20 protein-coding genes, 4 tRNA genes and 2 pseudogenes are annotated in these 21,330 nt (G+C 67.9%); 20 read left to right on the top strand and 6 right to left on the bottom strand.

Annotated features, from left to right (window positions below; genetic code table 11):
- Positions 1–256 precede the first annotated feature (256 nt).
- The 6 genes and pseudogenes from ACXVUM_RS17890 (at position 257) to ACXVUM_RS17865 (ending at position 6,262) form a co-directional block, all read left to right on the top strand.
- Positions 257–1,394 (top strand): annotated as a pseudogene (locus ACXVUM_RS17890) (tyrosine-type recombinase/integrase).
- Between the two features lie 183 nt (positions 1,395–1,577).
- Positions 1,578–1,805: a DNA-binding protein gene (locus tag ACXVUM_RS17885; RefSeq protein WP_458523265.1), complete on the top strand. Its 228-nt coding sequence runs from the start codon at positions 1,578–1,580 to the stop codon at positions 1,803–1,805.
- Between the two features lie 179 nt (positions 1,806–1,984).
- On the top strand, positions 1,985–2,392 hold the full coding sequence (locus ACXVUM_RS17880) for a helix-turn-helix domain-containing protein (protein ID WP_458523264.1): 408 nt from the start codon (positions 1,985–1,987) through the stop codon (positions 2,390–2,392).
- 186 nt (positions 2,393–2,578) lie between these two features.
- A complete protein-coding gene (locus tag ACXVUM_RS17875) occupies positions 2,579–2,875 on the top strand; it encodes a hypothetical protein (protein WP_458523263.1) in 297 nt (98 codons plus the stop codon).
- Positions 2,876–3,159: 284 nt separating this feature from the next.
- Positions 3,160–4,653 (top strand): phage major capsid protein, encoded by a 1,494-nt coding sequence (locus tag ACXVUM_RS17870; RefSeq protein ID WP_458523262.1) that lies wholly within the window; start codon positions 3,160–3,162, stop codon positions 4,651–4,653.
- Between the two features lie 841 nt (positions 4,654–5,494).
- Positions 5,495–6,262 (top strand): DUF5131 family protein, encoded by a 768-nt coding sequence (locus tag ACXVUM_RS17865; protein WP_458523261.1) that lies wholly within the window; start codon positions 5,495–5,497, stop codon positions 6,260–6,262.
- Here ACXVUM_RS17865 and tcmP read toward each other — a convergent pair.
- The gene (gene tcmP / locus ACXVUM_RS17860; RefSeq protein ID WP_458523260.1) at positions 6,230–7,225 is read right to left on the bottom strand and encodes a three-Cys-motif partner protein TcmP; all 996 of its coding nucleotides are present in this window, start codon (positions 7,223–7,225) and stop codon (positions 6,230–6,232) included. The genes ACXVUM_RS17865 and tcmP overlap by 33 nt on opposite strands.
- A gap of 554 nt (positions 7,226–7,779) precedes the next feature.
- Between tcmP and ACXVUM_RS17855 the strand changes: the two genes are divergently transcribed.
- Positions 7,780–8,541: a hypothetical protein gene (locus ACXVUM_RS17855; RefSeq protein WP_458523259.1), complete on the top strand. Its 762-nt coding sequence runs from the start codon at positions 7,780–7,782 to the stop codon at positions 8,539–8,541.
- 372 nt (positions 8,542–8,913) lie between these two features.
- Here the strand turns inward: ACXVUM_RS17855 and ACXVUM_RS17850 are convergent, their stop codons facing one another.
- The 4 genes from ACXVUM_RS17850 to ACXVUM_RS17835 all read right to left on the bottom strand — a co-directional run bounded on the left by ACXVUM_RS17850 (position 8,914) and on the right by ACXVUM_RS17835 (position 9,456).
- Positions 8,914–9,069 carry a hypothetical protein gene (locus ACXVUM_RS17850; RefSeq protein WP_458523258.1) on the bottom strand — a complete coding sequence of 52 codons (156 nt, stop codon included), beginning with the start codon at positions 9,067–9,069 and terminating at the stop codon, positions 8,914–8,916.
- A gap of 125 nt (positions 9,070–9,194) precedes the next feature.
- A tRNA-Val gene (locus ACXVUM_RS17845) sits at positions 9,195–9,269 on the bottom strand.
- A 19-nt stretch (positions 9,270–9,288) separates the two neighbouring features.
- A tRNA-Cys gene (locus tag ACXVUM_RS17840) sits at positions 9,289–9,362 on the bottom strand.
- A 21-nt stretch (positions 9,363–9,383) separates the two neighbouring features.
- Positions 9,384–9,456: transfer RNA gene (locus ACXVUM_RS17835), tRNA-Gly, on the bottom strand.
- Between the two features lie 196 nt (positions 9,457–9,652).
- Between ACXVUM_RS17835 and ACXVUM_RS17830 the strand changes: the two genes are divergently transcribed.
- The 13 genes and pseudogenes from ACXVUM_RS17830 to ACXVUM_RS17770 all read left to right on the top strand — a co-directional run bounded on the left by ACXVUM_RS17830 (position 9,653) and on the right by ACXVUM_RS17770 (position 20,646).
- Positions 9,653–9,724 (top strand) — tRNA-Val (locus ACXVUM_RS17830).
- 100 nt (positions 9,725–9,824) lie between these two features.
- Positions 9,825–10,292 carry a TIGR02611 family protein gene (locus ACXVUM_RS17825; protein ID WP_458523257.1) on the top strand — a complete coding sequence of 156 codons (468 nt, stop codon included), beginning with the start codon at positions 9,825–9,827 and terminating at the stop codon, positions 10,290–10,292.
- Between the two features lie 110 nt (positions 10,293–10,402).
- On the top strand, positions 10,403–12,457 hold the full coding sequence (gene thrS / locus ACXVUM_RS17820) for a threonine--tRNA ligase (protein WP_458523256.1): 2,055 nt from the start codon (positions 10,403–10,405) through the stop codon (positions 12,455–12,457).
- Complete coding sequence (locus tag ACXVUM_RS17815) at positions 12,454–13,011, top strand: HIT family protein (protein ID WP_458523255.1); 558 nt, start codon at positions 12,454–12,456, stop codon at positions 13,009–13,011. The genes thrS and ACXVUM_RS17815 overlap by 4 nt, the downstream gene beginning before the upstream one ends.
- Positions 13,012–13,048: 37 nt before the next feature.
- Entirely contained in the window at positions 13,049–13,687 is a 639-nt protein-coding gene (pgsA, locus tag ACXVUM_RS17810) for a phosphatidylinositol phosphate synthase (protein ID WP_458523254.1), read from the top strand.
- Positions 13,684–14,625, top strand: coding sequence for a phosphatidylinositol mannoside acyltransferase (locus ACXVUM_RS17805; protein ID WP_458523253.1), 942 nt, complete (start codon positions 13,684–13,686; stop codon positions 14,623–14,625). The genes pgsA and ACXVUM_RS17805 overlap by 4 nt, the downstream gene beginning before the upstream one ends.
- Positions 14,622–15,746: a glycosyltransferase family 4 protein gene (locus tag ACXVUM_RS17800; protein WP_458523252.1), complete on the top strand. Its 1,125-nt coding sequence runs from the start codon at positions 14,622–14,624 to the stop codon at positions 15,744–15,746. Before ACXVUM_RS17805 ends, ACXVUM_RS17800 begins: the two co-directional genes overlap by 4 nt.
- A gap of 43 nt (positions 15,747–15,789) precedes the next feature.
- A pseudogene (locus ACXVUM_RS17795) lies at positions 15,790–16,278 on the top strand (exopolyphosphatase); the annotation flags it as partial.
- A 155-nt stretch (positions 16,279–16,433) separates the two neighbouring features.
- Positions 16,434–17,366: a pyridoxal 5'-phosphate synthase lyase subunit PdxS gene (gene pdxS, locus ACXVUM_RS17790; protein ID WP_458523251.1), complete on the top strand. Its 933-nt coding sequence runs from the start codon at positions 16,434–16,436 to the stop codon at positions 17,364–17,366.
- Positions 17,367–17,433: 67 nt separating this feature from the next.
- Entirely contained in the window at positions 17,434–18,225 is a 792-nt protein-coding gene (locus tag ACXVUM_RS17785) for a PP2C family protein-serine/threonine phosphatase (protein ID WP_458523250.1), read from the top strand.
- Positions 18,226–18,313: 88 nt separating this feature from the next.
- Positions 18,314–19,174 carry an acyl-CoA thioesterase gene (locus ACXVUM_RS17780; protein ID WP_458523249.1) on the top strand — a complete coding sequence of 287 codons (861 nt, stop codon included), beginning with the start codon at positions 18,314–18,316 and terminating at the stop codon, positions 19,172–19,174.
- Positions 19,171–19,773 (top strand): pyridoxal 5'-phosphate synthase glutaminase subunit PdxT, encoded by a 603-nt coding sequence (gene pdxT / locus ACXVUM_RS17775; RefSeq protein ID WP_458523248.1) that lies wholly within the window; start codon positions 19,171–19,173, stop codon positions 19,771–19,773. Before ACXVUM_RS17780 ends, pdxT begins: the two co-directional genes overlap by 4 nt.
- A gap of 120 nt (positions 19,774–19,893) precedes the next feature.
- Entirely contained in the window at positions 19,894–20,646 is a 753-nt protein-coding gene (locus ACXVUM_RS17770; RefSeq protein ID WP_458523247.1) for a YebC/PmpR family DNA-binding transcriptional regulator, read from the top strand.
- A 10-nt stretch (positions 20,647–20,656) separates the two neighbouring features.
- Here the strand turns inward: ACXVUM_RS17770 and ACXVUM_RS17765 are convergent, their stop codons facing one another.
- A complete protein-coding gene (locus ACXVUM_RS17765) occupies positions 20,657–21,262 on the bottom strand; it encodes a hypothetical protein (RefSeq protein ID WP_458523246.1) in 606 nt (201 codons plus the stop codon).
- Positions 21,263–21,330: the final 68 nt, after the last annotated feature.

Raw genomic sequence — 21,330 nt, 5'->3', positions numbered from 1 at the left:
AAAACAGTATCAGCGCGATCTAGTGCAGACTAGAGCGACGAATGTAGGTTCTTATTACATACTTACGGCAGCGCCGGACGCGATACTGGCGCGAAACAGGAGCGCGCCCGTGGCAACGATCGCCCGGTACTCGACGTCTCGAGGCGAGCCTCGTTGGCGCGTTCGTTACTCGCAGGACGGCGCGTCGACGAGCCGGTCGGGATTCGAGACAGAGGCGGACGCGCGCGAGTTCGCCGAGTCGCTCATCGGCGACGCCGTGACCACGCCGCGACGTCGTCGCGAGTTCGGCGCGATCCGGCCGAGCGGCAAGCGGCAAGCGGTGGAAGGCCACTTATCGCGGGCCCGACGGCCGCACGCACTCCGCACCGTCGCCGTTCGGGAGCCGAGTCGACGCCGAGGTGTGGCTCGGCGACCGGCGCCGGGAGATCGACCGCGGATTGTGGAACCCGGCCGCAGCCGAGCGCGAGGCGACGCCCGCACCGACGCTCGCCGAGTTCGGCGACGACTGGCTGGCGACGCGGACCGTGCGCGGGCGCCCGATCAAGGACCGCACTCGCGAGCACTACCGCAAGCTGCTCGACGAGCGGATCCTGCCGACGCTCGGCGACCACCGCGTCGACTCGATCACCGCCGACGACGTTCGGCGCTGGCACGCCGCGCTCGCCCCCGGCCGCGACACGATCCGCGCACACTCGTACTCGCTGCTCAAAACGATCATGACGAGCGCCGTCAACCGCGACCTCGTCGCCGCGAACCCGTGTCGCGTCGAGGGTGCCGCGACCGCACGTCGAAAGTCGCGCACCGTGCCCGCCACGCTCGCCGAGCTCGACACGATCGTCGTCGAGATGCCCGACCGACTGCGGCTCATGGTGCTGCTCGCGGCGTGGGGCGCAATGCGGCAGGGCGAGCTCGTCGAGCTCCGCAGATCCGACGTCGACCTCGAGGCGGCGACCGTCTCGATCACCCGCGCCGCTGTGCGCGTCGGCGGCGTCTACTCGATCGGCACGCCGAAGTCTGACGCTGGTGTCCGCGTCGTCGACCTACCGCCGCACCTCATGCCGCTCGTCGCCGAGCACCTCGAGCGGCACGTCGGGCCCCGCCTCTCGGATTTGCTGTTCCCGAACGACAGCGGCGAGCACCTACAGCCCTCGACGCTCTACCGGCACTTCTACCGAGCTCGGGCCGCGGCCGGTCGACCGGATCTCCGATTCCACGACCTGCGGCACACCGGCGCGACGCTCGCCGCCGTCTCGGGTGCCACTCTCGCCGAGCTCATGGACCGGCTCGGGCACACCACACCGGCCGCGGCGCTCCGCTACCAGCACGCCCCGCAGGTTCGCGGACGGCAGATCGCGGCCCGGTTGTCCGCGCTCGCCGAATCCGGCGATCTGTAGACGTCGTTATTGAATCGTGACATTGCGTTGTGACACGCCGAATGACCGCGACAGGACGCGACGCTGCGCGACACACGATCTAACGACACGCCACGAAAGCCGTTGCGCTGCAATGCTTTAAGTCGCTTGACGTCTCTGCACGTGGCTACCGTCTGCCTCACAACACGAGGAAGGGTCGGGACAGTGGCACGTAGGGCAGCGAGGGGCGGAGGCGCCGAGCTCATCGAGCGCGCCCGCTCGCGTCGGTGGGCGAATCGACAGACGACGGCGAAGTACATCGGGTGTTCGATCCGCACGCTGAGTGACTGGGAAGCGGCCGGGATTGTGAAGGGCTACCGGGCGGCGAACCGGATCGTCCGGTACGACCTCAACGAGATCGACGACGCATTCGAGTCCGGCGGGGCGGCATGAGCGGGCCCGTCTCGTCGCAGGAGGCTCGAGATCGACTCGAGGACAACGTGCACGACAGCCGCGCGGATCGCGTCGGCGAGGACACAGACGATGACGCCCGGCCGACCCGCCGCTCGTGACGACGGGACGACCGGACATGGGCGACTCATCCCTCCGCGAGGCTACGGCGATGATCCGACATGACGGCCGCGCAGCACGACGACAAGCTCGTCGGTCGGTTCGTTTGGGAGCAGGCGGTGCGCTCGATGCCGATGCACCCGACGCACAAGCTTGTCGGTCTACTTCTCGCCACCTACGGCGATGCTGCTGGTGGATCCATTTTCCCGTCGGTGGAGCGGCTCGCGGCCGACATCGGTCGATCAGAACGAACGGTCAATCGAGCTATGGACGATCTCCGCGAGCGCGGTCTCATCGTGGTCGTGAAGCGGAGCAATCAGTACGCGGCTGAACCGTCACAGCGGACGACTCATTATCGGCTCGCGCTGCCCGAGGGGTTGTGGTTCATGCCGCCTCGAAGCGACACCGATGTCGTGTCGAGTACTGCACAGCACGTTGTGGACAACCCAAACTCCAAGCGACACCCGTGACGCCTCGTGATCGGCGCCGGGAGAACTCGAGACGACATCTATGACAGACGAGACGACAACCTTGACGAGTCGAGGCGAAACCGGTGTCGCCCTACCAAGGTATTACCACCTCTACCAAAGAATCGAGTTGCGTCCGAACGTAACTCACTACCGCACGAACCCATCGCCACCGAGAGGAATCCCTGCATGAACCCCAACGAACTCGACGACGCGCGTCGTATCGAGCGCGCCGGTGACCGGCTCGCTCACGCTGTCGCCGCCGTCTGCACGTCACCCGAGGCGATTGGCGCCGTCATCACCGGCGCACTCGACGAGCACGGCATCGACGGGCCCGCAGTCGTTGGCGTAGCGTTCCGCACCCTCGCCCGCGGTCCTCTGCGCATGGCCGTCGAAATGTGCGACCGCCTCGCCCCCGACAACGTCATGCGCGGCGTCTGGTCGGACACCGCCGCCGGTATCGCCGACGGCGACGATCCGCGATGAGAGACGAGGATCGTGCTGAAATCGGCACCGCAGCAACAGAAACGACACGCCGGGCCCCATTGTGGCCGTCGCGGAGCTGGGCTAGCGTCAGTCGCGAGGCGATCAGTACCGGGTGACGCTCCGCGGCCCGAGAACCTCCCTCCACGTCGGCAGACCCGACCACCGTCGCGACACTCTCCGAGTGACGACACCGGTTCGGACGCAGCCACAGTCACCAGTCGTCGAGCACTGCCCGCGATGAGGGCAACACGCCGCGACACCAGCACCTACCGGGAGAAACCCGAGTGAATCAGCACATCGCCAAGCTGCGACGACTCACCCTCGATGAGCGCGGACTCGTCGACGCGGTACGGCGCGACACCGGATTCGAGTCGAGCTACCGCGGAAACGCGTTCGAGTACCTACAGGATCTCCGCGGCGGGCTCGACGAGGCGCTGCGCATGGCTCGCGGCTCCACGACGACCGGGCTCACGGCGTCCGATCAGCGAGTCGTCGACTCTGCGCTCGAGTATCAGCGACTGCTCGACTCATGGATGCCCGAGTTCGAGGCGCAGGCGGCTCGGTGGGAAGCCGAGGACCGCGCCGAACGACAGCGCGCCGACGACGCCGCACGCGCCCGTACCGGCAATACCGCCGACCCCCACGACCAGAACGGACGATCTGCCATGACCAGCGTGACCGAACCCGACATGTACCGCCGCGACAATCAGCGTCAGGTCTCGTTCCTGCGCGACCTCGCCCGCGCCCGCCTCGCCGGTGACTACGCCGCCGCCGACCGGCTGCGCGCCCACGACGAGCACGTCCGCGAGACACCCGCACTCGGCAACACCGGCGCCGTCGGCGGATCCGGCGGCGAGTTCGCGCCGCCGCAGTGGCTCGTCGACGAGTTCGTCGCGCTCGCCCGGCCCGGTCGCGTCACCGCGGACCTGTTCGCTCACGAGATCCTGCCTGACGGCGTGTCGTCAGTGAACCTGCCGAAGGTCGCGACCGGCACGAGCGTCGCACCGCAGACCACGCAGAACACCGCGCTCTCACAGACCGACCTCACCACGACGTCGCTCTCGAGCGGGATCGTCACGATCGGCGGCAAGCAACTCGTGTCGCGACAGCTGCTCGACCAGAGCGGTACGAATTTCGACGAGGTGATCGGCGCCGACCTGTCCGCCGCCTACGCGACGCAGATCGGGTCGCAGGCGATCAACGGCACCGGCACCGGTGGCACGCTGCGCGGCTACCTCACTGTCACCGCGGGCCCGACGCAGACGTGGTCCCCGGCCGGCACTCCGACCGCCGGCGGATTCGTCGGGCAGATCGGCGCGCTCACCGGTGCGATCGCGGGTGGGCGGTTCCTCCAGGCCGACACGATCGTCATGCACCCGCGGCGGTGGGCGTGGATCGCCTCGAGCCTCGACAGCACCGGCCGACCGCTCGTCGACCTGTCGGGCGACGGATCCGGGGTCAACTCGATCGCCGACGGCGAGCTCGCCGCGCAGGGTGCGGTCGGCAAGTTGCAGGGGATCCCGGTCTACATCGACCCGAACATCCCGACGAACCTCGGCGCCAACACGAACCAGGACGTCGTGCTCGTGTTCCGACGCAACGACATTCGGCTATGGGAGAGCGACCTGCGGTTCGAGGCATTCGAGGCGACATACGCCGACACCGCCGGTGTCCTGTTCCGTGCGATGGGCTATAGCGCCATGATCCCCGAGCGGTACGTCACCTCGGTCGGCCGGATCACCGGCACCGGGCTCGTCCCGCCGACGTACACAGCGTGACCGACACCCGCACGACCGACGCTGCGCGCATGGCCGCGTCGGTCGCCCATCCGTCGGTCTGCTCGGCGTCGCACTCGTCGTCGTCGGCGTCGGGCTCACCACCGGATCGTGGGGCGCCGCCGTGCTCGCCGCCGGTGTGCTGCTCATCGTCGACCGGGTATCCGAGAGCGTCAGCCCGACTCGGTGAAGTCCTGCGGCCGGGTGAGTGTGGGCGTCCTCTCCGCTCACCCGGCCGCGCTCCACCGCGCCCGGTACGGCGCGCAGACCGACAAGGGCGCGAGCCGCGCTCGGATCCGATGCTGGCCGCGCGGGACCGTCCGCCCCGCAGGACGTAACGCCGATTTTTGGAGGCGCACACCATGACCGCCACGCGCAGCCACAATTTCCGACCAGGCTCGAAACATTTCGGAGGAGTTTCGGTGATTTCGGTCGCTGAACAGGCGAAACCGCGGGAATGCGTCTCATGCGGAAGATCATTTCCTGCGACTACTCGCCGGGTGACGTGCTCGGCGTCGTGTGCCCGGGTGCTCGCGCAGCGGGCCCGTGACGCCGGGGGAGTCGGGGTGACTCGGGACCGGTGCTCGAGGTGTTCGGCGCCGGTCGACCGCAGTGCGGCGTCGGCCTCGGCGATCGTCTGTCAGCAGTGCCGCGCCGACGCCCGCGCTGCACGTCGCCACACGTGCCCGGCGTGCGGTGACGAGTTCACGGCGCCGCGATCGCGGTCCCGGTTCTGCTCGAGGCGGTGCGCGGCGTCAAACGCGGTGGGCACCAGAGCGCGGGGCTCGCGGAGTGACCTCACGAATCTACGTCGAACAGATATTCGATAAACTAAGGTGGCAAAATGGCGGATAGGTCGGCGATCGAGTGGACCGAAGCGACGTGGAACCCGGTAACTGGCTGTGATCGGGTCTCGGCTGGCTGCGATCACTGTTATGCAATGGCGCTTGCCAAGCGACTAAAAGCGATGGGCTCCAGCAAGTATCAGAACGACGGGGACCCGCAGACGTCCGGTCCCGGGTTTGACGTGACTGTGCATCCGCAGGCTCTAGATGAGCCGAAACGTTGGCGCGCACCGCGCACCGTATTCGTGAACTCCATGTCGGACCTGTTTCACGCACGAGTGCCAACTGATTTCGTGAGAGACGTATTCGACGTGATGCGCGAGACGCCGCAACACACCTACCAGGTGCTTACAAAGCGGAGTTTGCGTCTCACGCGGGTGGCGGACCAACTCGATTGGCCCGACAACCTTTGGATGGGCGTGTCAGTCGAGAGCTCTAACGAGTTCTATCGCATTGACCACCTCCGCGACACACCGCCAGCCGTTCGGTTTCTATCCTGCGAGCCAATGCTGGGTCCGCTCACAAACATCGACCTCGAGAGTATCGATTGGGTCATTGCCGGCGGCGAGTCTGGTCCGAACGCCCGCCCAATGGAGGTCAGCTGGGCGCGCGAGATTCGCGATTCGTGCGCCGAGGCCGGCGTCGCATTCTTCTTTAAGCAATGGGGCGGTCGGACGCCCAAAGCTCTTGGCCGAACGCTAGACGAACGCACTTGGGACGAAATGCCAACCTCCTCACGCGAACCGGTGCCACCAGTCGCGATCTGACGGATCCCAAGTAGCTGAGGGCTTCCACAAAGCCTGACCTGCTTTCGCTGGCTCATTGTCGCCCACCTCGAGCTCAATATCGTCGAAAAACGAGAACTGGCCCGTTGCAGCAATTTGAGCGTCTCGGGCCGCTTGCCGCATGCGCGGCTCGCGTTCCGCAGCCTTGTTGTAGAGATTCCGCATAATGCGGTCACCGGCGGGGTGATCGGTCGCGAACACCATGTCGAAAATTTGAACGCTGTTCCGAAGCATCTTCATCGGGATCCGGTGCGTAAATTTATAACCGAGATCGCTCTCGAGCCGAAACCGCATCAGGTTCACCATCGCATCGCGATACTCAGCCGCCGAAATGGAATTGCTCTCACGTGCGCGTTGAATCCGCAGCCAACGATCGTCTCCGTATAGCCGCGACACCCTCTCCCGGTACTCAGGTGACTTAGCCTCACGCACGATCATGGCAGGCGACATGAGAATCCATAACTCCGACTTCCACCCCGACTTGTTCCTCCGAAAGCGAGCAAGTTTTTCGATCGTGGGCCATTCGATCTCGGCCGCCTGCTGATCCAAAAACGCGAAAGTGGGTGCCCACCGATAGGCACTCAGATCTGCAAGTACCTCGTCAATGGTCGTGTTGCAGTCACCCTTTACGACACGGAACCGGTCGTCGCCGGGGAAGTGCTCGTGTAGATAACTCTCGAGGCGGTCAGCCCTTACGCCGAGCTCGCCGAAACGTAGCCTCGTAAAGGGTGGGTTGCTTCTCAGGGCTAACAGAGGTGAACCGTCAAAGCGTTGCTTCGTGTCTCGATCGATATTCAGTGGCTGGCCGGCCATGAGGTCGAGGTAGATGCGCTCGCTAGACTTTTTACTCGCGTTGTTGAACAGCGGAGCGTAGTCGGCGAGGATCTGAAGCTTGTTGCGTGTCCAGTAGGACCACTCCCGCGCTGACTCGTCCGCGCTAGCCATTCGATACCGCCCCGATCGACGAATGATGGTGAGTGGTCGCGCCGAAGCGCCCACAATGCATTTCGGCATTCACCCCGACCATCGGGACATTGTGCGCGACAAATGCGGGTGTCGTACCGATGTATCAACCTCGGCGTGTCGCAAGATTGCTGGGCAGCGGAGCCGATCGCGAAATGCACTGCGTCAAATGGGAAAGTGAACGACTCGACGCATTCGCTGCTCCGATCCTCTCAGTCGTGCTATCGGGCACCGTCAATTGGACGATCTTCGACCGCCGGAAGATCCCCGCGGTAGGTGATGGTGTCGCACTGATGGCAGATCCACGTCCGGCACGGCACCGCCCGCGTGTTGCTCCACCCCACGAGGTGCGAGCGGCGGGACCGCCAATCGGCGCTGCATGTCGGGCAGCGCCGAGGTTTCCACTCGATGACTCGCGACACGTCGCGCTGACCTCCCTCGGCCCGCGACGAGTGCTGTCGACCCTACGGTCGATGCACGACAAATTTCTCTCGACGGGCCTCGCGAGCGCCCCCGGCTGCCTCTAGCCTCGCGGCATGTCAAACGACGGCGTTGGTGCACGACCGCGGGACTGGTCTGCGCCGGACGAGTTTCAACAGCGGATTGAGCGTGACCGGCTCGACGAGCAGGTGTCATTCCTACTCGGCGAATCGATGGAACGCTCGGCGCTCAACCTCATCGGCGCCTACGAGAATGTCTATGTGCGCGTGCAGTATCTGCGGTCTGCACTCGCATCGCGCGGCGCAGATCTCGAGATGAAGGACAGCGAGGGGATCCCGCGCATTCTCAACGCAATTGCTGCGCACTCGTCGATTGCTTGGCCGCACGACGAGTTCTCGACGATGTTCGATCGAGCGCGGACGGTCCGCAACAAGCTCGCTCACATGTGGTGGATCCACGCAGTCGAAGGGGATGAGCCAAACCGCGTCATGACCGTCGTCGTGCCGACCAAGCAAGGGTGGAAAGACACCACGTGGAGCACGCCGATGTACTCGCTACAGGAAGTCCGCGAGTCGGAGCTCGAGCGGGCGCTCGAGTCGCTGGGGCGCATGCGTCGGTACGTGCACGCGCTGCAACGCATGGCGAACATCTTCCCCGGTATGCCCGAGACGCCGGGCGACCACTTGTACTCGCGATGGATGTTGCCGCTGCCGTGGTGGCTCGACGACTGGGGTCCCGAGTCAGATCACGTCCGAGCGGACCAAATCCGCACGGATCGGAGATCCGGCGAGGATCTAGACGAAGACTGCGCCGACGAGCGTCGCGGCCGTGTTGGCGAGGATGCCGATTGCAAGTAGGACGTAATCGACACGCGAGGATCGCGGAATCTCGCCGTCGCCGGGTGACTCGAGCGCAATAGCCTCGGCAAGCTGACCGACCAAAGCGGCTGCCTGTTCCTCGTAATTCGCCGCCCCGGCTACCGCTCCGGCCGGACCCAGCTCGCTTAGCTCGGCGGAACGACGTTCACGTGCGGACCTCGCGCGGTCGGCTCGTCTCTGCGCTGTTGCGACGCGATAAAGGCCGAGCGCTGCCGACACCGCACCGACGAGCGCCAAGATCGTGACAAACCACCGCGCAGTATTCACCCCGCGATCGTCGCATCCCCACTCACGCGATCCGACGCGTGTGAACGCGGACGCACTGTCCGCGGCGTCCGTTGGCCTCGTGTCCTAGTTCCCTCGAGACCGCATCTCGTGACGGTGGTCGATCAACGCCAACTCGACCATGAACTGAAAATCCACGTCGGAGAGGTCCTCGTCGAGTAGCTCGCGGAACCGGTGTGAGAGCGGGACCAGGTTGCGGTGCAGGTTGTCCTCGTGGTCCATCGGATCGGTCCTCTCCGGTCGTCGTCACTTGACAGACCGACACGCCGCTGTCGTGCGCTAATACGTACCTACGACAGAAACGAGTCAGCCCCGGTTCGAAAACCGGGGCTGACCTGGTATAACACTGGTGCGCGATACTGGGATTGAACCAGTGACCTCTTCCGTGTCAGGGAAGCGCTCTCCCACTGAGCTAATCGCGCGAGTATTGAGTTGACGATCTGGAGGCGGCGACGGGAATCGAACCCGTGTGCACGGCTTTGCAGGCCGTTGCCTCACCACTCGGCCACACCGCCACGGTGAAAATTCTTCCTCCGAGCGGATGACGGGATTCGAACCCGCGACCCTCACCTTGGCAAGGTGATGCGCTACCAGCTGCGCTACATCCGCGTGCCTCGCGTGGCCTTGTGGGCCTCGCGGTGCGAAGACGAACACTATCCGAGCCCCGGACGGCTTACAAATCGCCTGGTGAGCGCGTTTTCGCTTGCCGCGCCTGCGCGAGTCGGCGCACCGCCGGGCGATGCGGGGACAGTCGAATCACCGTGATAGTGTTCTGCACCTGTCGGAGCGTCTCGCCGTTCCGCGCGGTCCCGTGGCTCAGTGGAAGAGCGTCCCGTTCACACCGGGGAGGTCGCTGGTTCGATCCCAGCCGGGACCACCCATCCCATCCGTGCACCCCCTCCTTTCGGCGGTCCCGCCGGTATGTCCGATTACGTAGGCTGTGACCCGACCCAGTCACCGACGCGAGGACGCCAGAGATGACCGACCAGAGCGACGCAACGGTGACGCGCCCACACGACGAGGATCCGGTCGACGAGCCCGGCAGCCTTCTTCCCGACGGTCTGCAGCGGCGTCGGCAAGCGCTGGCGAAGCGTCCCGCTCTGGAACTCGCCTACCGGACCGGCGTCGGGGTGGTCGGCACCGCGGTGCTGATCGTCGGCATCATCCTCATCCCGTATCCCGGTCCCGGCTGGCTCGTCGTCTTCACCGGCCTCGGGATCCTCGCCACCGAGTTCACGTGGGCGCACCGTCTGCTGCGATTCGCGCGCGGCCGGTACGACGCATTCGCCGACTGGCTGAAGGCCCAGCACTGGTCGGTGCAGCTGCTCTTCGGTCTGTTCACCTTCGCGGTCGTCGTCGCCACCCTGTGGATCCTCGGTGCGCTGAAACTCGGTGCGGGGTGGGTGGGCATCCACTGGTCGTGGTTGGCCAGCCCGCTGTTCTGACACCTACCGACGTCGACGGCCCGAGGGTCGCCGGTCCACGGCCGATACGATCTATGCGGCCGACACCGGATGGGTGTCGGCCGTCCCGACATCTGCGAGGAGCCACCGCCGTGCCCGAGAACGTCCTGCCCGCATCCGTCCGCGTGCCGGCCGGGACCACGGCGGGGACCGCTCTGCGCGAGGCGGGCGCACCGAACAAGGGACCCGACGCGATCGTCGTCGTCCGCGACGCCGAGGGGAACCTGCGGGATCTGTCCTGGGCGCCCGACGCGGACACCGACGTCGAACCGGTCCGGGCCGACTCCGAGGCGGGTCGCTCGGTGATCCGTCACTCGACCGCACACGTCCTCGCGCAGGCGGTCCAGGAGCTGTTCCCGGACGCCAAGCTCGGCATCGGGCCGCCCATCACCGACGGCTTCTACTACGACTTCGACGTCGCCGAACCCTTCACCCCCGAGGACCTCACCGCCCTCGAGAAGAAGATGAAGCAGATCATCAAGAGCGGCCAGCGGTTCTCGCGTCGTGTCTACGACTCCCTCGACGAGGCGAAGGCAGAACTCGCCTCCGAGCCCTACAAGCTCGAGCTCGTCGACGACAAGGGATCTGCCGACGATCCCGAGGTGATGGAGGTCGGCGGGGGAGAGCTCACCGCCTACGACAACCTCAACCCCCGCACCGGCGAACGCATATGGGGTGATCTGTGCCGTGGTCCGCACGTGCCGACCACCAAGTACATCCCGGCCTTCAAGGTCACCCGCAGCTCGGCGGCCTACTGGCGCGGCGACCAGTCGAAGGCCGGCCTGCAGCGGATCTACGGCACCGCGTGGGAGTCGCAGGAGGCGCTCGACACCCACCTCGAACGCCTCGCCGAGGCCGAACGCCGCGACCACCGACGCCTCGGCGCCGAACTCGACCTGTTCAGCTTCCCCGACGAGATCGGTTCGGGCCTGCCGGTGTTCCACCCCAAGGGCGGCATCATCCGCAAGGAACTCGAGGACTACTCGCGGCTGCGACACGCACAGGCCGGCTACGAGTTCGTCTACTCGCCGCATGCGACGAAGGGCTCGTTGTTCGAGCTGTCGGGCCACCTCGACTGGTACTCGGAGGGCATGTACCCCCCGATGCAGCTCGACGAGGAGCGCAACCCGGACGGGACCATCCGCAAGCCGTCGGTGGACTACTACCTCAAGCCGATGAACTGCCCGATGCACAACCTCATCTACCGCTCCCGCGGCCGGTCCTACCGGGAACTGCCCTTGCGGCTCTTCGAGTTCGGCACGGTCTACCGGTACGAGAAGTCGGGTGTGGTGCACGGTCTGACGCGCGCCCGCGGCTTCACCCAGGACGACGCGCACATCTACTGCACCCGCGAACAGATGGGCGACGAGGTGCGGTCGCTGCTGCAGTTCGTGCTCGACCTGCTGCGCGACTACGGCCTCGACGACTTCTACCTGGAGCTGTCGACGCGGAACCCGGAGAAGTCGATCGGCTCGGACGAGGCGTGGGCCGAGGCCACCGAGGTCCTGCGCGACGCGGCGTCGAGCTTCGGTCTCGACCTCGTCGACGATCCGGGCGGCGCCGCGTTCTACGCGCCGAAGATCTCGGTGCAGGCCCGGGACGCGATCGGCCGCACCTGGCAGATGTCGACCATCCAGGTCGACCTGATGCTGCCCGACCGCTTCGAGCTCGAGTACACCGGCAACGACGGTGCCAAGCACCGCCCGGTGATGATCCACCGCGCCCTGTTCGGCTCCATCGAACGGTTCTTCGGTGTCCTCACCGAGCACTACGCCGGCGCGTTCCCCGCGTGGTTGTCGCCGGTCCAGGTGGTCGGCATCCCGGTCGCGGAGGAGTACGTAGGACATCTGCAGACCGTCGTCGACGCGCTGCGCGAGCACGGGATCCGCGCCGAGGTGGACGCCTCCGAGGACCGGATGCAGAAGAAGATCCGCAACCACACCACGGGTAAGGTCCCGTTCATGATGCTCGCCGGCGACCGCGATCAGCAGGCGGGCGCCGTCAGCTTCCGGTTCCGGGACGGCACGCAGGTCAACGGTGTCCCGGTGTCCTCGGCGGTCGACGCGATCGTCGACTGGGTCCGTGCGCGGCGCAACGCCTCACCGACCGCGGCACTGTTCGAGCAGTTGGGCCCGGACGCGACGTGACCGACGAGACGATCCGCGACGAGGGCGCCGGCGAACCCGACCGGTTGACCCGGCTGTGGAGCCCGCACCGGATGTCCTACATCACGGGATCCATCAAGGCGCCCGCCGGTGGGTCGGCGGCGTCGAGCCACCCGTTCCTCGACATCCCGTTGATGTCCGACGAGGACGGGCTCGTCGTCGCACGCGGCGAGAGCGTCTACTGCGTGCTCAACCTCTACCCGTACAACCCGGGCCACTCGATGATCGTGCCGTACCGGCAGGTCGCCGACCTCGAGGATCTGACGACGGCCGAGAGCACCGAGCTGATGGCGTTCACCCAGCGGCTCATCCGGGCGATCAAGTCGGTGTCGAGGCCGCACGCGTTCAACGTCGGCCTCAACCTCGGTGCCGCGGCGGGCGGATCACTCGCCGAGCACCTGCACATGCACGTCGTCCCGCGGTGGGGCGGCGACGCCAACTTCATCACGGTCATCGGCGAGACCAAGGTCATGCCGCAGCTGTTGCGCGACACCCGCGCACTCCTGGCGCAGGCGTGGACCGCCGTCGGGCACTGACATGGCGAGGTTCCTCAGCATCCGTGGACGCGCGGGCATGGGCAGGATCACCGAGCCCATCGCACGGGTGCTCCTCAAGGCGGGACTCTCGCCCGACTCGATGACCGTCATCGGCACCGTCGCGTCCGTCGCCTCCGCCGTCGCGCTGTTCCCGACCGGGCACCTCCTGATCGGTGCGCTGCTCATCTGGCTGTTCGTCATGTTCGACATGCTCGACGGCGCCATGGCTCGCGCCCGGGGTGGCGGGACGCGGTTCGGGGCCGTCCTCGACGCCACCTGCGATCGCATCGCCGACGGGGCCATCTTCGCCGCGCTCGGCTGGTGGAGTCTCGCCCACCAGGACAACCGGGTCCTGTTCGTGGGCCTGATGATCTGCCTGGTCACCTCGCAGGTGATCTCGTACGCCAAGGCACGTGCGGAGGCGAGCGGCCTGAACGGCAACGGGGGTCTGATCGAGCGTCCGGAACGGTTGATCATCATCCTGGTCGGTGCCGGGGTCACCGGGATGGGACTGCCGTGGGCGATCGACGTCGCGGTGTGGGTGCTCGCGGTCGGCAGTGTCGTCACCGTCGGCCAGCGGATGCAGTCGATCTCGCGCTCGCCGGGCGCACGCGACCTTCTCCCGCTGGACACCGCGACTCCCGAGCCGACCGGAGAGCAGGGCCCGACCCGGTGAGTCTCGCCGAACGCGCCGCCGACCTCGGCTACGGCGCCGGGTGGTCGCTGATCCGTCGTCTGCCCGAACCGTGGGTGCGTGCGGCGTTCGACGCCGCCGGCAGCCGCGCGGGCGGCAACGGCGGGCCGGAGCAGTTGCGTCGCAACCTGTCCCGTGTGCTGGGGGTCGACCCGACCGACGTCCCCGACGACCTCATGCGCGCCTCGACCCGCTCGTACGCCCGGTACTGGCGCGAGGCGTTCCGTCTGCCGTCGATGGACTTCGCGACCGCGGCGTCGCGGGTCCATGTCGCGCCCGCGGACCTCGCGAACTTCGAACAGGCCCACGCCCGGGGCAAGGGTGTCGTGTTCGCCCTGCCGCACAGCGGCAACTGGGACATGGCCGGCGTGTGGCTGGTGAACCGGATCGGCGGGTTCTCGACCGTCGCCGAGAGGCTGCGGCCGGAGTCGCTGTTCGAACGCTTCGTCGCCTACCGCGAGAGCCTCGGTTTCGAGATCTTCCCGCTCAGTGGCGGCGAGACGCCGCCCTTCGCGCTGCTCGCGGAACGACTGCGCGCGGGCAAGGTGGTGTGTCTGCTGGCCGAACGCGACCTCGCCGAACACGGTGTACCGGTGACGTTCTTCGGGGAACCGACCCGCATGCCCGCCGGGCCGGCCAAGCTCGCGATGGAGACCGGTGCGGCTCTGCTGCCGGTCCACCACTGGTTCACCGACACCCACGGTTCGCAGATCTCCTGCGACCCTCCCGTCGACGTCAGCGGCGGCGTGCAGGCCGCCACGCAGGCGATGGCCGACGTGTTCGCCCGCAACATCGCGGCCCACCCCGCGGACTGGCACATGCTGCAGCCGCTGTGGGAGGCCGACTGGTCGCAGCGCCGTCGGGAGCGACTCGGGGCCGGTGACGACCCGCGCGGCACCGGGAGCGGGGGTGACCGATGAGGATCGGGATGATCTGTCCGTACGCCTTCGACACACCGGGCGGTGTGCAGGCGCACGTGGTCGAACTCGCCCAGGTGTTCATCGAGCGCGGACACACCGTCAGCGTGCTCGCACCCGCGGGGGACGAGGTCGCCCTGCCCGACTACGTCGTGTCCGTCGGTCCGGCGTTGTCCATCCCGTACAACGGGTCGGTCTCGCGGGTCGCGTTCGGACCTGACGCCTACCGGCGGCTGCGCACGTGGTTGCGCGACGGGCGGTTCGACGTGCTCCACGTCCACGAGCCCAACGCGCCCAGCATCTCCATGCTGTCGCTGATGGTGGCCCAGGGGCCGATCGTCACCACCTTCCACACGTCGACGACGAAATCGTTGTGGCTGAGCATCTTCCAGGGGATCCTGCGGCCGTACCACGAACGGATCGTCGGCAAGATCGCCGTCTCGGAGCTGGCCCGTCGCTGGCAGATGGAGTCCCTCGGTTCCGACGCGGTGGAGATCCCCAACGGCATCCACGTCTCGGCGTTCGCCGATGCGCGTCCGCTGGAGGGCCACGGCCGACGCGGCCGCACCATCCTGTTCCTCGGTCGCTACGACGAACCCCGCAAGGGCATCGACGTGCTCATGCGCGCGCTGCCGTCGATCGTCGCCGCGGTCCCCGACGTGTCGGTCCTCGTCGTCGGCACCGGTCACGAGCGTGCGCTGCGGCGGCGCGCCGGATCGCTCTCCGACCACCTGGTGTTCCTCGGACAGGTCGACGACGCGACCAAGGCCAGGGCGCTCGCCTCGGCCGACGTCTATGTCGCCCCGAATCTCGGTGGCGAGAGCTTCGGCATCGTGCTCGTGGAGGCGATGGCCTCCGGGGCGGCGGTGGTCGCGAGCGACCTCGACGCCTTCCGGCGTGTCCTCGACGACGGTCGGGCCGGACGCCTCGTGCGCGCCGGTGAGCCCGCCGCGTTGTCGTCGGCCGTCGTCGACCTCCTCCGCGACGAGGACGCCCGCGCCGCGCTGGTGGCCACGGCGCACGAGGTGGCGATGCGGTACGACTGGTCCCGCATCGCCGACCGGATCCTGCAGGTGTACGAGACCGTCGTCGTCGGCGCCGAACCGGTGTTCGTCAGCGACTGATCCGCCCGACTGTTCGCCCGCACACCCCACCAGGAGGCAATCCATGACGGTGTCCGCTCTGACCGTCCTCGTCATCGCGATCGTGCTCGTCGTGATCGGTGTCGGGGTGGGCTGGGTGTACAAGACCGCCAACCGTCTCGACCGGCTGCACGTCCGTGTCGACCTCGCGTGGCAGGCGCTCGACTCCGCGCTCGCACGGCGGGCGGTGGTGGCGCGTGCGATCGGCGCCGGTCTCGGCCCCGACGGTCGCGAGTTGATCACCTGCGCCGATCGCGCCGAACGCGCGGACCGGGAGAACCGGGAGGCCGCGGAGAACGCCGTGTCGGCGCATCTGGCCCAGGTCGACCACTCGACGCTGCGGGCGCAGCTGGTCTCGGAGCTCGCCGACGCCGAGACGCGGGTGATGATCTCGCGGCGGTTCTACAACGACGCGGTCCGTGACACCCTCGCGCTGCGCGATCGACGACCGGTCCGCTGGCTGCAACTCGGCGGCACGGCCGCCGAGCCGCGCTACCTCGAGATCGTCGAGCGCGTGACGTCCTGAACACCTCGTCCGGCATCACCTCGGAGGAGCCTCGCACTCCGCATGGGTGGCGGAGAGGGACCTACGCCTAAACTCGATGCACACCATCTGCACGAACTCGATGGTGGGCAGACATCAGCGCACGTCAGGAGACGAGAGACACGATGACCACCGCCAACGGACACGGGGCCGAGCAGACCGAGGGCACCGAACCGACGGGAGCGGGCACCGCGCGCGTCAAGCGCGGCATGGCCGAGATGCTCAAGGGCGGCGTGATCATGGACGTCGTCACCCCCGAGCAGGCGAAGATCGCCGAGGACGCCGGCGCGGTCGCCGTGATGGCCCTCGAACGCGTCCCGGCCGACATCCGCGCCGAGGGCGGAGTGTCGCGGATGAGCGACCCCGACATGATCGACGGCATCATCTCCACCGTCTCCATCCCGGTGATGGCCAAGGCGCGTATCGGCCACTTCGTCGAGGCGCAGATCCTGCAGAGCCTCGGCGTGGACTACATCGACGAGTCCGAGGTGCTCACCCCGGCCGACTACACCCACCACATCGACAAGTTCGCCTTCACGGTGCCCTTCGTCTGCGGCGCGACCAACCTGGGTGAGGCGCTGCGTCGCATCACCGAGGGTGCGGCGATGATCCGGTCGAAGGGTGAGGCGGGCACCGGTGACGTCTCGAACGCCACCACCCACATGCGGACCATCGGCGGCGAGATCCGTCGGCTGACGTCGTTGCAGCCCGACGAGCTCTACCGCGCCGCGAAGGACCTGCAGGCGCCGTACGAGCTGGTCGTCGAGGTCGCCCGCCTCGGACGTCTGCCCGTCACGATGTTCACCGCCGGCGGTATCGCCACCCCGGCCGACGCCGCGATGATGATGCAGCTCGGCGCGGACGGTGTGTTCGTCGGCTCCGGCATCTTCAAGTCCGGCAACCCCGCCGAGCGGGCCGCGGCGATCGTGCAGGCCACCACGTTCCACGACGACCCCGACGTGCTCGCGAAGGTCTCGCGGGGGCTGGGCGAGGCGATGGTAGGGATCAACGTCGAGCAGCTCCCCGCTCCGCACCGTCTCGCCGAGCGCGGCTGGTAGGGACCACGGCCATGGGTCGGGGGACCTCCATCGTCGACGACGTGGCGCGACCGCGGGCGGCGTCCCGATGAGCGCGACGGGAACGCCCATCCGCGACGCCACCGTCGCCGGCGTGCAGCACCGGGGCGAGCTCGACCTCCTGTGGTCGGCCGTCAGCGACGTCGGTCTGGTCCGCGAGACGAACGAGGACGCCGCACTCGTGGCCGACGGTCGGTTCCTGCTCGCCGACGGGATGGGCGGCCACGACCGTGGCGAGGTCGCCAGCGAGAACGCTCTGACCGCCCTGGCCGAGGTGGAACTCGGCGCGATGGCGGACACGCGCGCCGGAGTCGTCGCCGCGCTCGACTCCGCGCAGCAGACGATCGCCGACATCTCGTCCCGCAGTGAACGCCGCGCCGGCACCACGGTCACCGGTGCCGTGCTCGTCACCTACGAGGACGCCGATCAGTGGCTCGTCCTCAACATCGGGGACTCCCGCACCTACCGCTGGTCGGACGGCACGCTCGACCAGGTGACGGCGGATCACTCCCAGGTGCAGGAACTCGTCGACGCGGGCTACCTCACCCCGGACGAGGCGCGTGTGGACCCACGCCGCAACGTCATCACCCGCGCGCTCGGGGCGGGTATGGACGCCGAGGCCGACTTCTTCCTGTTCCCGGTCGTGCGCGGTGACGTCCTGCTGGTCTGTTCCGACGGTCTGACCGGCGAACTGCCCGACGGTGAGATCGCCGCCATCGTCGCCGACCACGCCGCGGCCCAGACCCCGGACCCCCAGGCGCTGGCCACCGAACTCGTCCAGGCCACGCTCTCACTCGGGGCACGTGACAACGTCACCGTCGTCATCGTGATGGTGCGCTGACACACACCCCGCGCCGTGGATGCCCGTTCCGGGCGCCGCGGATGAGAAGATCGGTCCCCGTGACCAGCGACACCCGGGCGGAGCACTGATGGCGACCATCGAGGAGATCCTCGAGCTCGAACGGATCGACGACGACATCTATCGGGGCAAGGCGCACACCAGCCAACTGCAGCGCACCTTCGGCGGTCAGGTGGCGGGTCAGGCGCTGGTGTCGGCGACCCACACCGTCGACGACGCCTACCGCGTGCACTCTCTGCACGGGTACTTCCTGCGGCCGGGCAACCCCGACGCGCCGACGATCTTCCTCGTCGACCGCATCCGGGACGGACGGTCGTTCTGCACCCGCCGGGTGACCGGCGTCCAGGACGGCGAGGCCATCTTCACCATGTCGGCGTCGTTCGGGGTCCCCTCGGAGGGGCTGACGCATCAGGACCGGATGCCGCAGGCACCCGAGCCCGACGAACTGCCCGACCAGTCGGCCACCATGACCGAGGCGCAGCGGTCGGTCTTCCGCGAGTGGGAGAACTTCGACCTGCGGATCGTGCCGCGCGAGCAGCTGGTGACGCACCCGAATTTCGCGTCGCAGCAACGGGTCTGGTTCAAATATCGGCATCCGTTGCCGGACGACCAGGTGTTCCACGTGTGCACGCTGGCGTACATGAGTGACATGACGTTGCTCGGTTCGGCGAAGGCGGTGCACCCCGACGAGAACCCGCAGAGCGCCTCGCTCGACCACGCGATGTGGTTCCTGCGCCCCTTCCGCGCCGACGACTGGCTGCTCTACGACCAGACCTCACCGTCGGCCGAGGACGGTCGGGCACTGACCCAGGGCCGCATCTTCGACCGCGACGGTCGGATGGTCGCCGCCGTCACGCAGGAGGGACTGGCACGCACCGGCCGCCCGATGCCGGTCGACCAACACGCCCGACGCCCCGGTCAGGAGCAGTGACCGTCCGGATCGGGGTCCTCGCACTCCAGGGCGACGTCCGCGAGCACGTGGCGGCACTGGCCGAGGCCGGCGCCGTCGGCGTGCCGATCCGGCGACCTGCGGAACTCGCCGGGATCGACGGCATCGTCCTCCCCGGCGGCGAGTCGACGACGATGAGCAGGCTGCTCGGCGTCGTCGGGCTGTACGACCCGTTGCGCGAGGCGATCGCGACCGGCCTGCCCGCCTACGGGTCCTGCGCCGGGATGATCCTGCTGGCGTCGGAGGTGCTCGACACCCGTCCCGACGCGCGGCATCTCGACGCCCTCGACATCACCGTGCGCCGCAACGCCTTCGGGCGACAGGTGCAGTCGTTCGAGACCGACCTGCCCGTCGGTGGTGTGGACGGTGGCCCGGTGCGGGCGGTGTTCATCCGCGCCCCGTGGGTGGAGGCGACCGGTCCCGACGTCGAGGTCCTCGCCCGCGTACCTGACGGCCCGGCGGCGGGTCGGGTGGTGGCGGTTCGGCAGGGCTCGGTGCTCGCGACGTCGTTCCATCCGGAGGTCACCGGCGACCACCGGGTGCACCGGCTCTTCGTGGACATGGTGTCGGCGACCGGCTGAGGCCGTGTGACGTGCGGGTAGACTCGATCCGCTGACCAGTAGAGCGTGCGCGCACCCCCGTCCGGCGGACGAAACGGAGTCCCCGACGTCGCGGTGGGTGCGAGGAAAGGGGCATGTGCGATGAGCGGCCACTCCAAATGGGCCACCACCAAGCACAAGAAGGCGGTGATCGACGCCAAGCGCGGCAAGATGTTCGCCAAGCTGATCAAGAACATCGAGGTCGCCGCGCGGACGGGCGGTGGTGACCCGGCGGGCAACCCCACGCTGTACGACGCGATCCAGAAGGCCAAGAAGTCGTCTGTCCCGAACGACAACATCGAACGCGCACGCAAGCGCGGCGGTGGGGAAGAGGGCGGCGGCGCCGACTGGCAGACCATCACCTATGAGGGCTACGGACCCAACGGCGTCGCGATCCTCATCGAGTGCCTCACCGACAACCGCAACCGCGCCGCGGGTGAGGTGCGCACCGCCATGACCCGCAACGGCGGCACCATGGCCGACCCCGGCTCGGTCGCCTACCTCTTCACCCGCAAGGGTGTCGTGACGCTGGAGAAGGCCGGACAGAGCGAGGACGACGTGCTCGCCGCCGTCCTCGACGCCGGTGCCGAGGAGATCACCGACCTCGGTGAGGCGTTCGAGATCCTCAGTGAACCGACCGATCTCGTCGCCGTCCGCTCCGCGCTGCAGGAGTCGGGCATCGACTACGACTCCGCCGACGCCAGTTTCCGCGCCTCGGTCGAGGTCCCCGTCGACGCCGACGGGGCACGCAAGGTGTTCAAGCTCATCGACGCACTCGAGGACTGCGACGACGTCCAGGAGGTCTACTCCAACGTCGACGTCTCCGACGACGTCCTCGCCGAGATCGACGCCTGACCCCTGCGGGTCACGCCTCCCGCACCGCCGGCCGATCGGGGTGGTCCCAGCGGACCTCCACGTCGGCGGCGGGCGCGTCGGCCGCATCGTCGAGAAGAGGTGCGATCGTCCAGTGCTCGTCCTCGGGGGTGCGGCGGCGCAGAGACGCCTCGGACATCGTCAACGCCACGGTCAGGTCGAACCGCAGTCCGCTGCCGAGCAGCATCGGCCCGGTCACGATCACGACCTGCGACGGCCCCGCTGGAACGACGTCGTCGCGAAATGATCTGTCCCGCTGGGCATCCCACAGGCGTGGCAGCCAGCGTCCGTCGTCCCGCAGGGCGTCGAGCACCTCGCGTCGCAGCGCGGCGTGATCGAACCACGCCGTCCGATAGCTGTGTGCGTCGGTGCGTCCCCATTCCATCCGCAGCGACGCCGCCCGCACCCAGTGGCGGGTCTCGACGACGTCGGCGGCTCGTCCGCGGGCCCGCAACGCCGCGGCGAGTCGACCGGCGATCGCGGCGGGATCCGCCGCGTCGGCGCCGTCGACGGCGATCACCCGGCGACCCGGCATCGCCTCCACCCGCGAGGCACACTCCTCGACGAGGCGGTCGGGACTGACGGATCGGTAGCGCATCCGATCCATCCTCGCGCGCCGGTGGGGCGGGGGTCGTGTCGGTCCCCGGTGCCGTCGCCCGTGCCCGC

The sequence above is a fragment of the Williamsia sp. SKLECPSW1 genome (genome assembly GCF_054332755.1).
The sequence above is the reverse complement of the archived record's forward strand: the minus strand, read 5'-3'. Positions and strand labels throughout refer to the sequence as shown.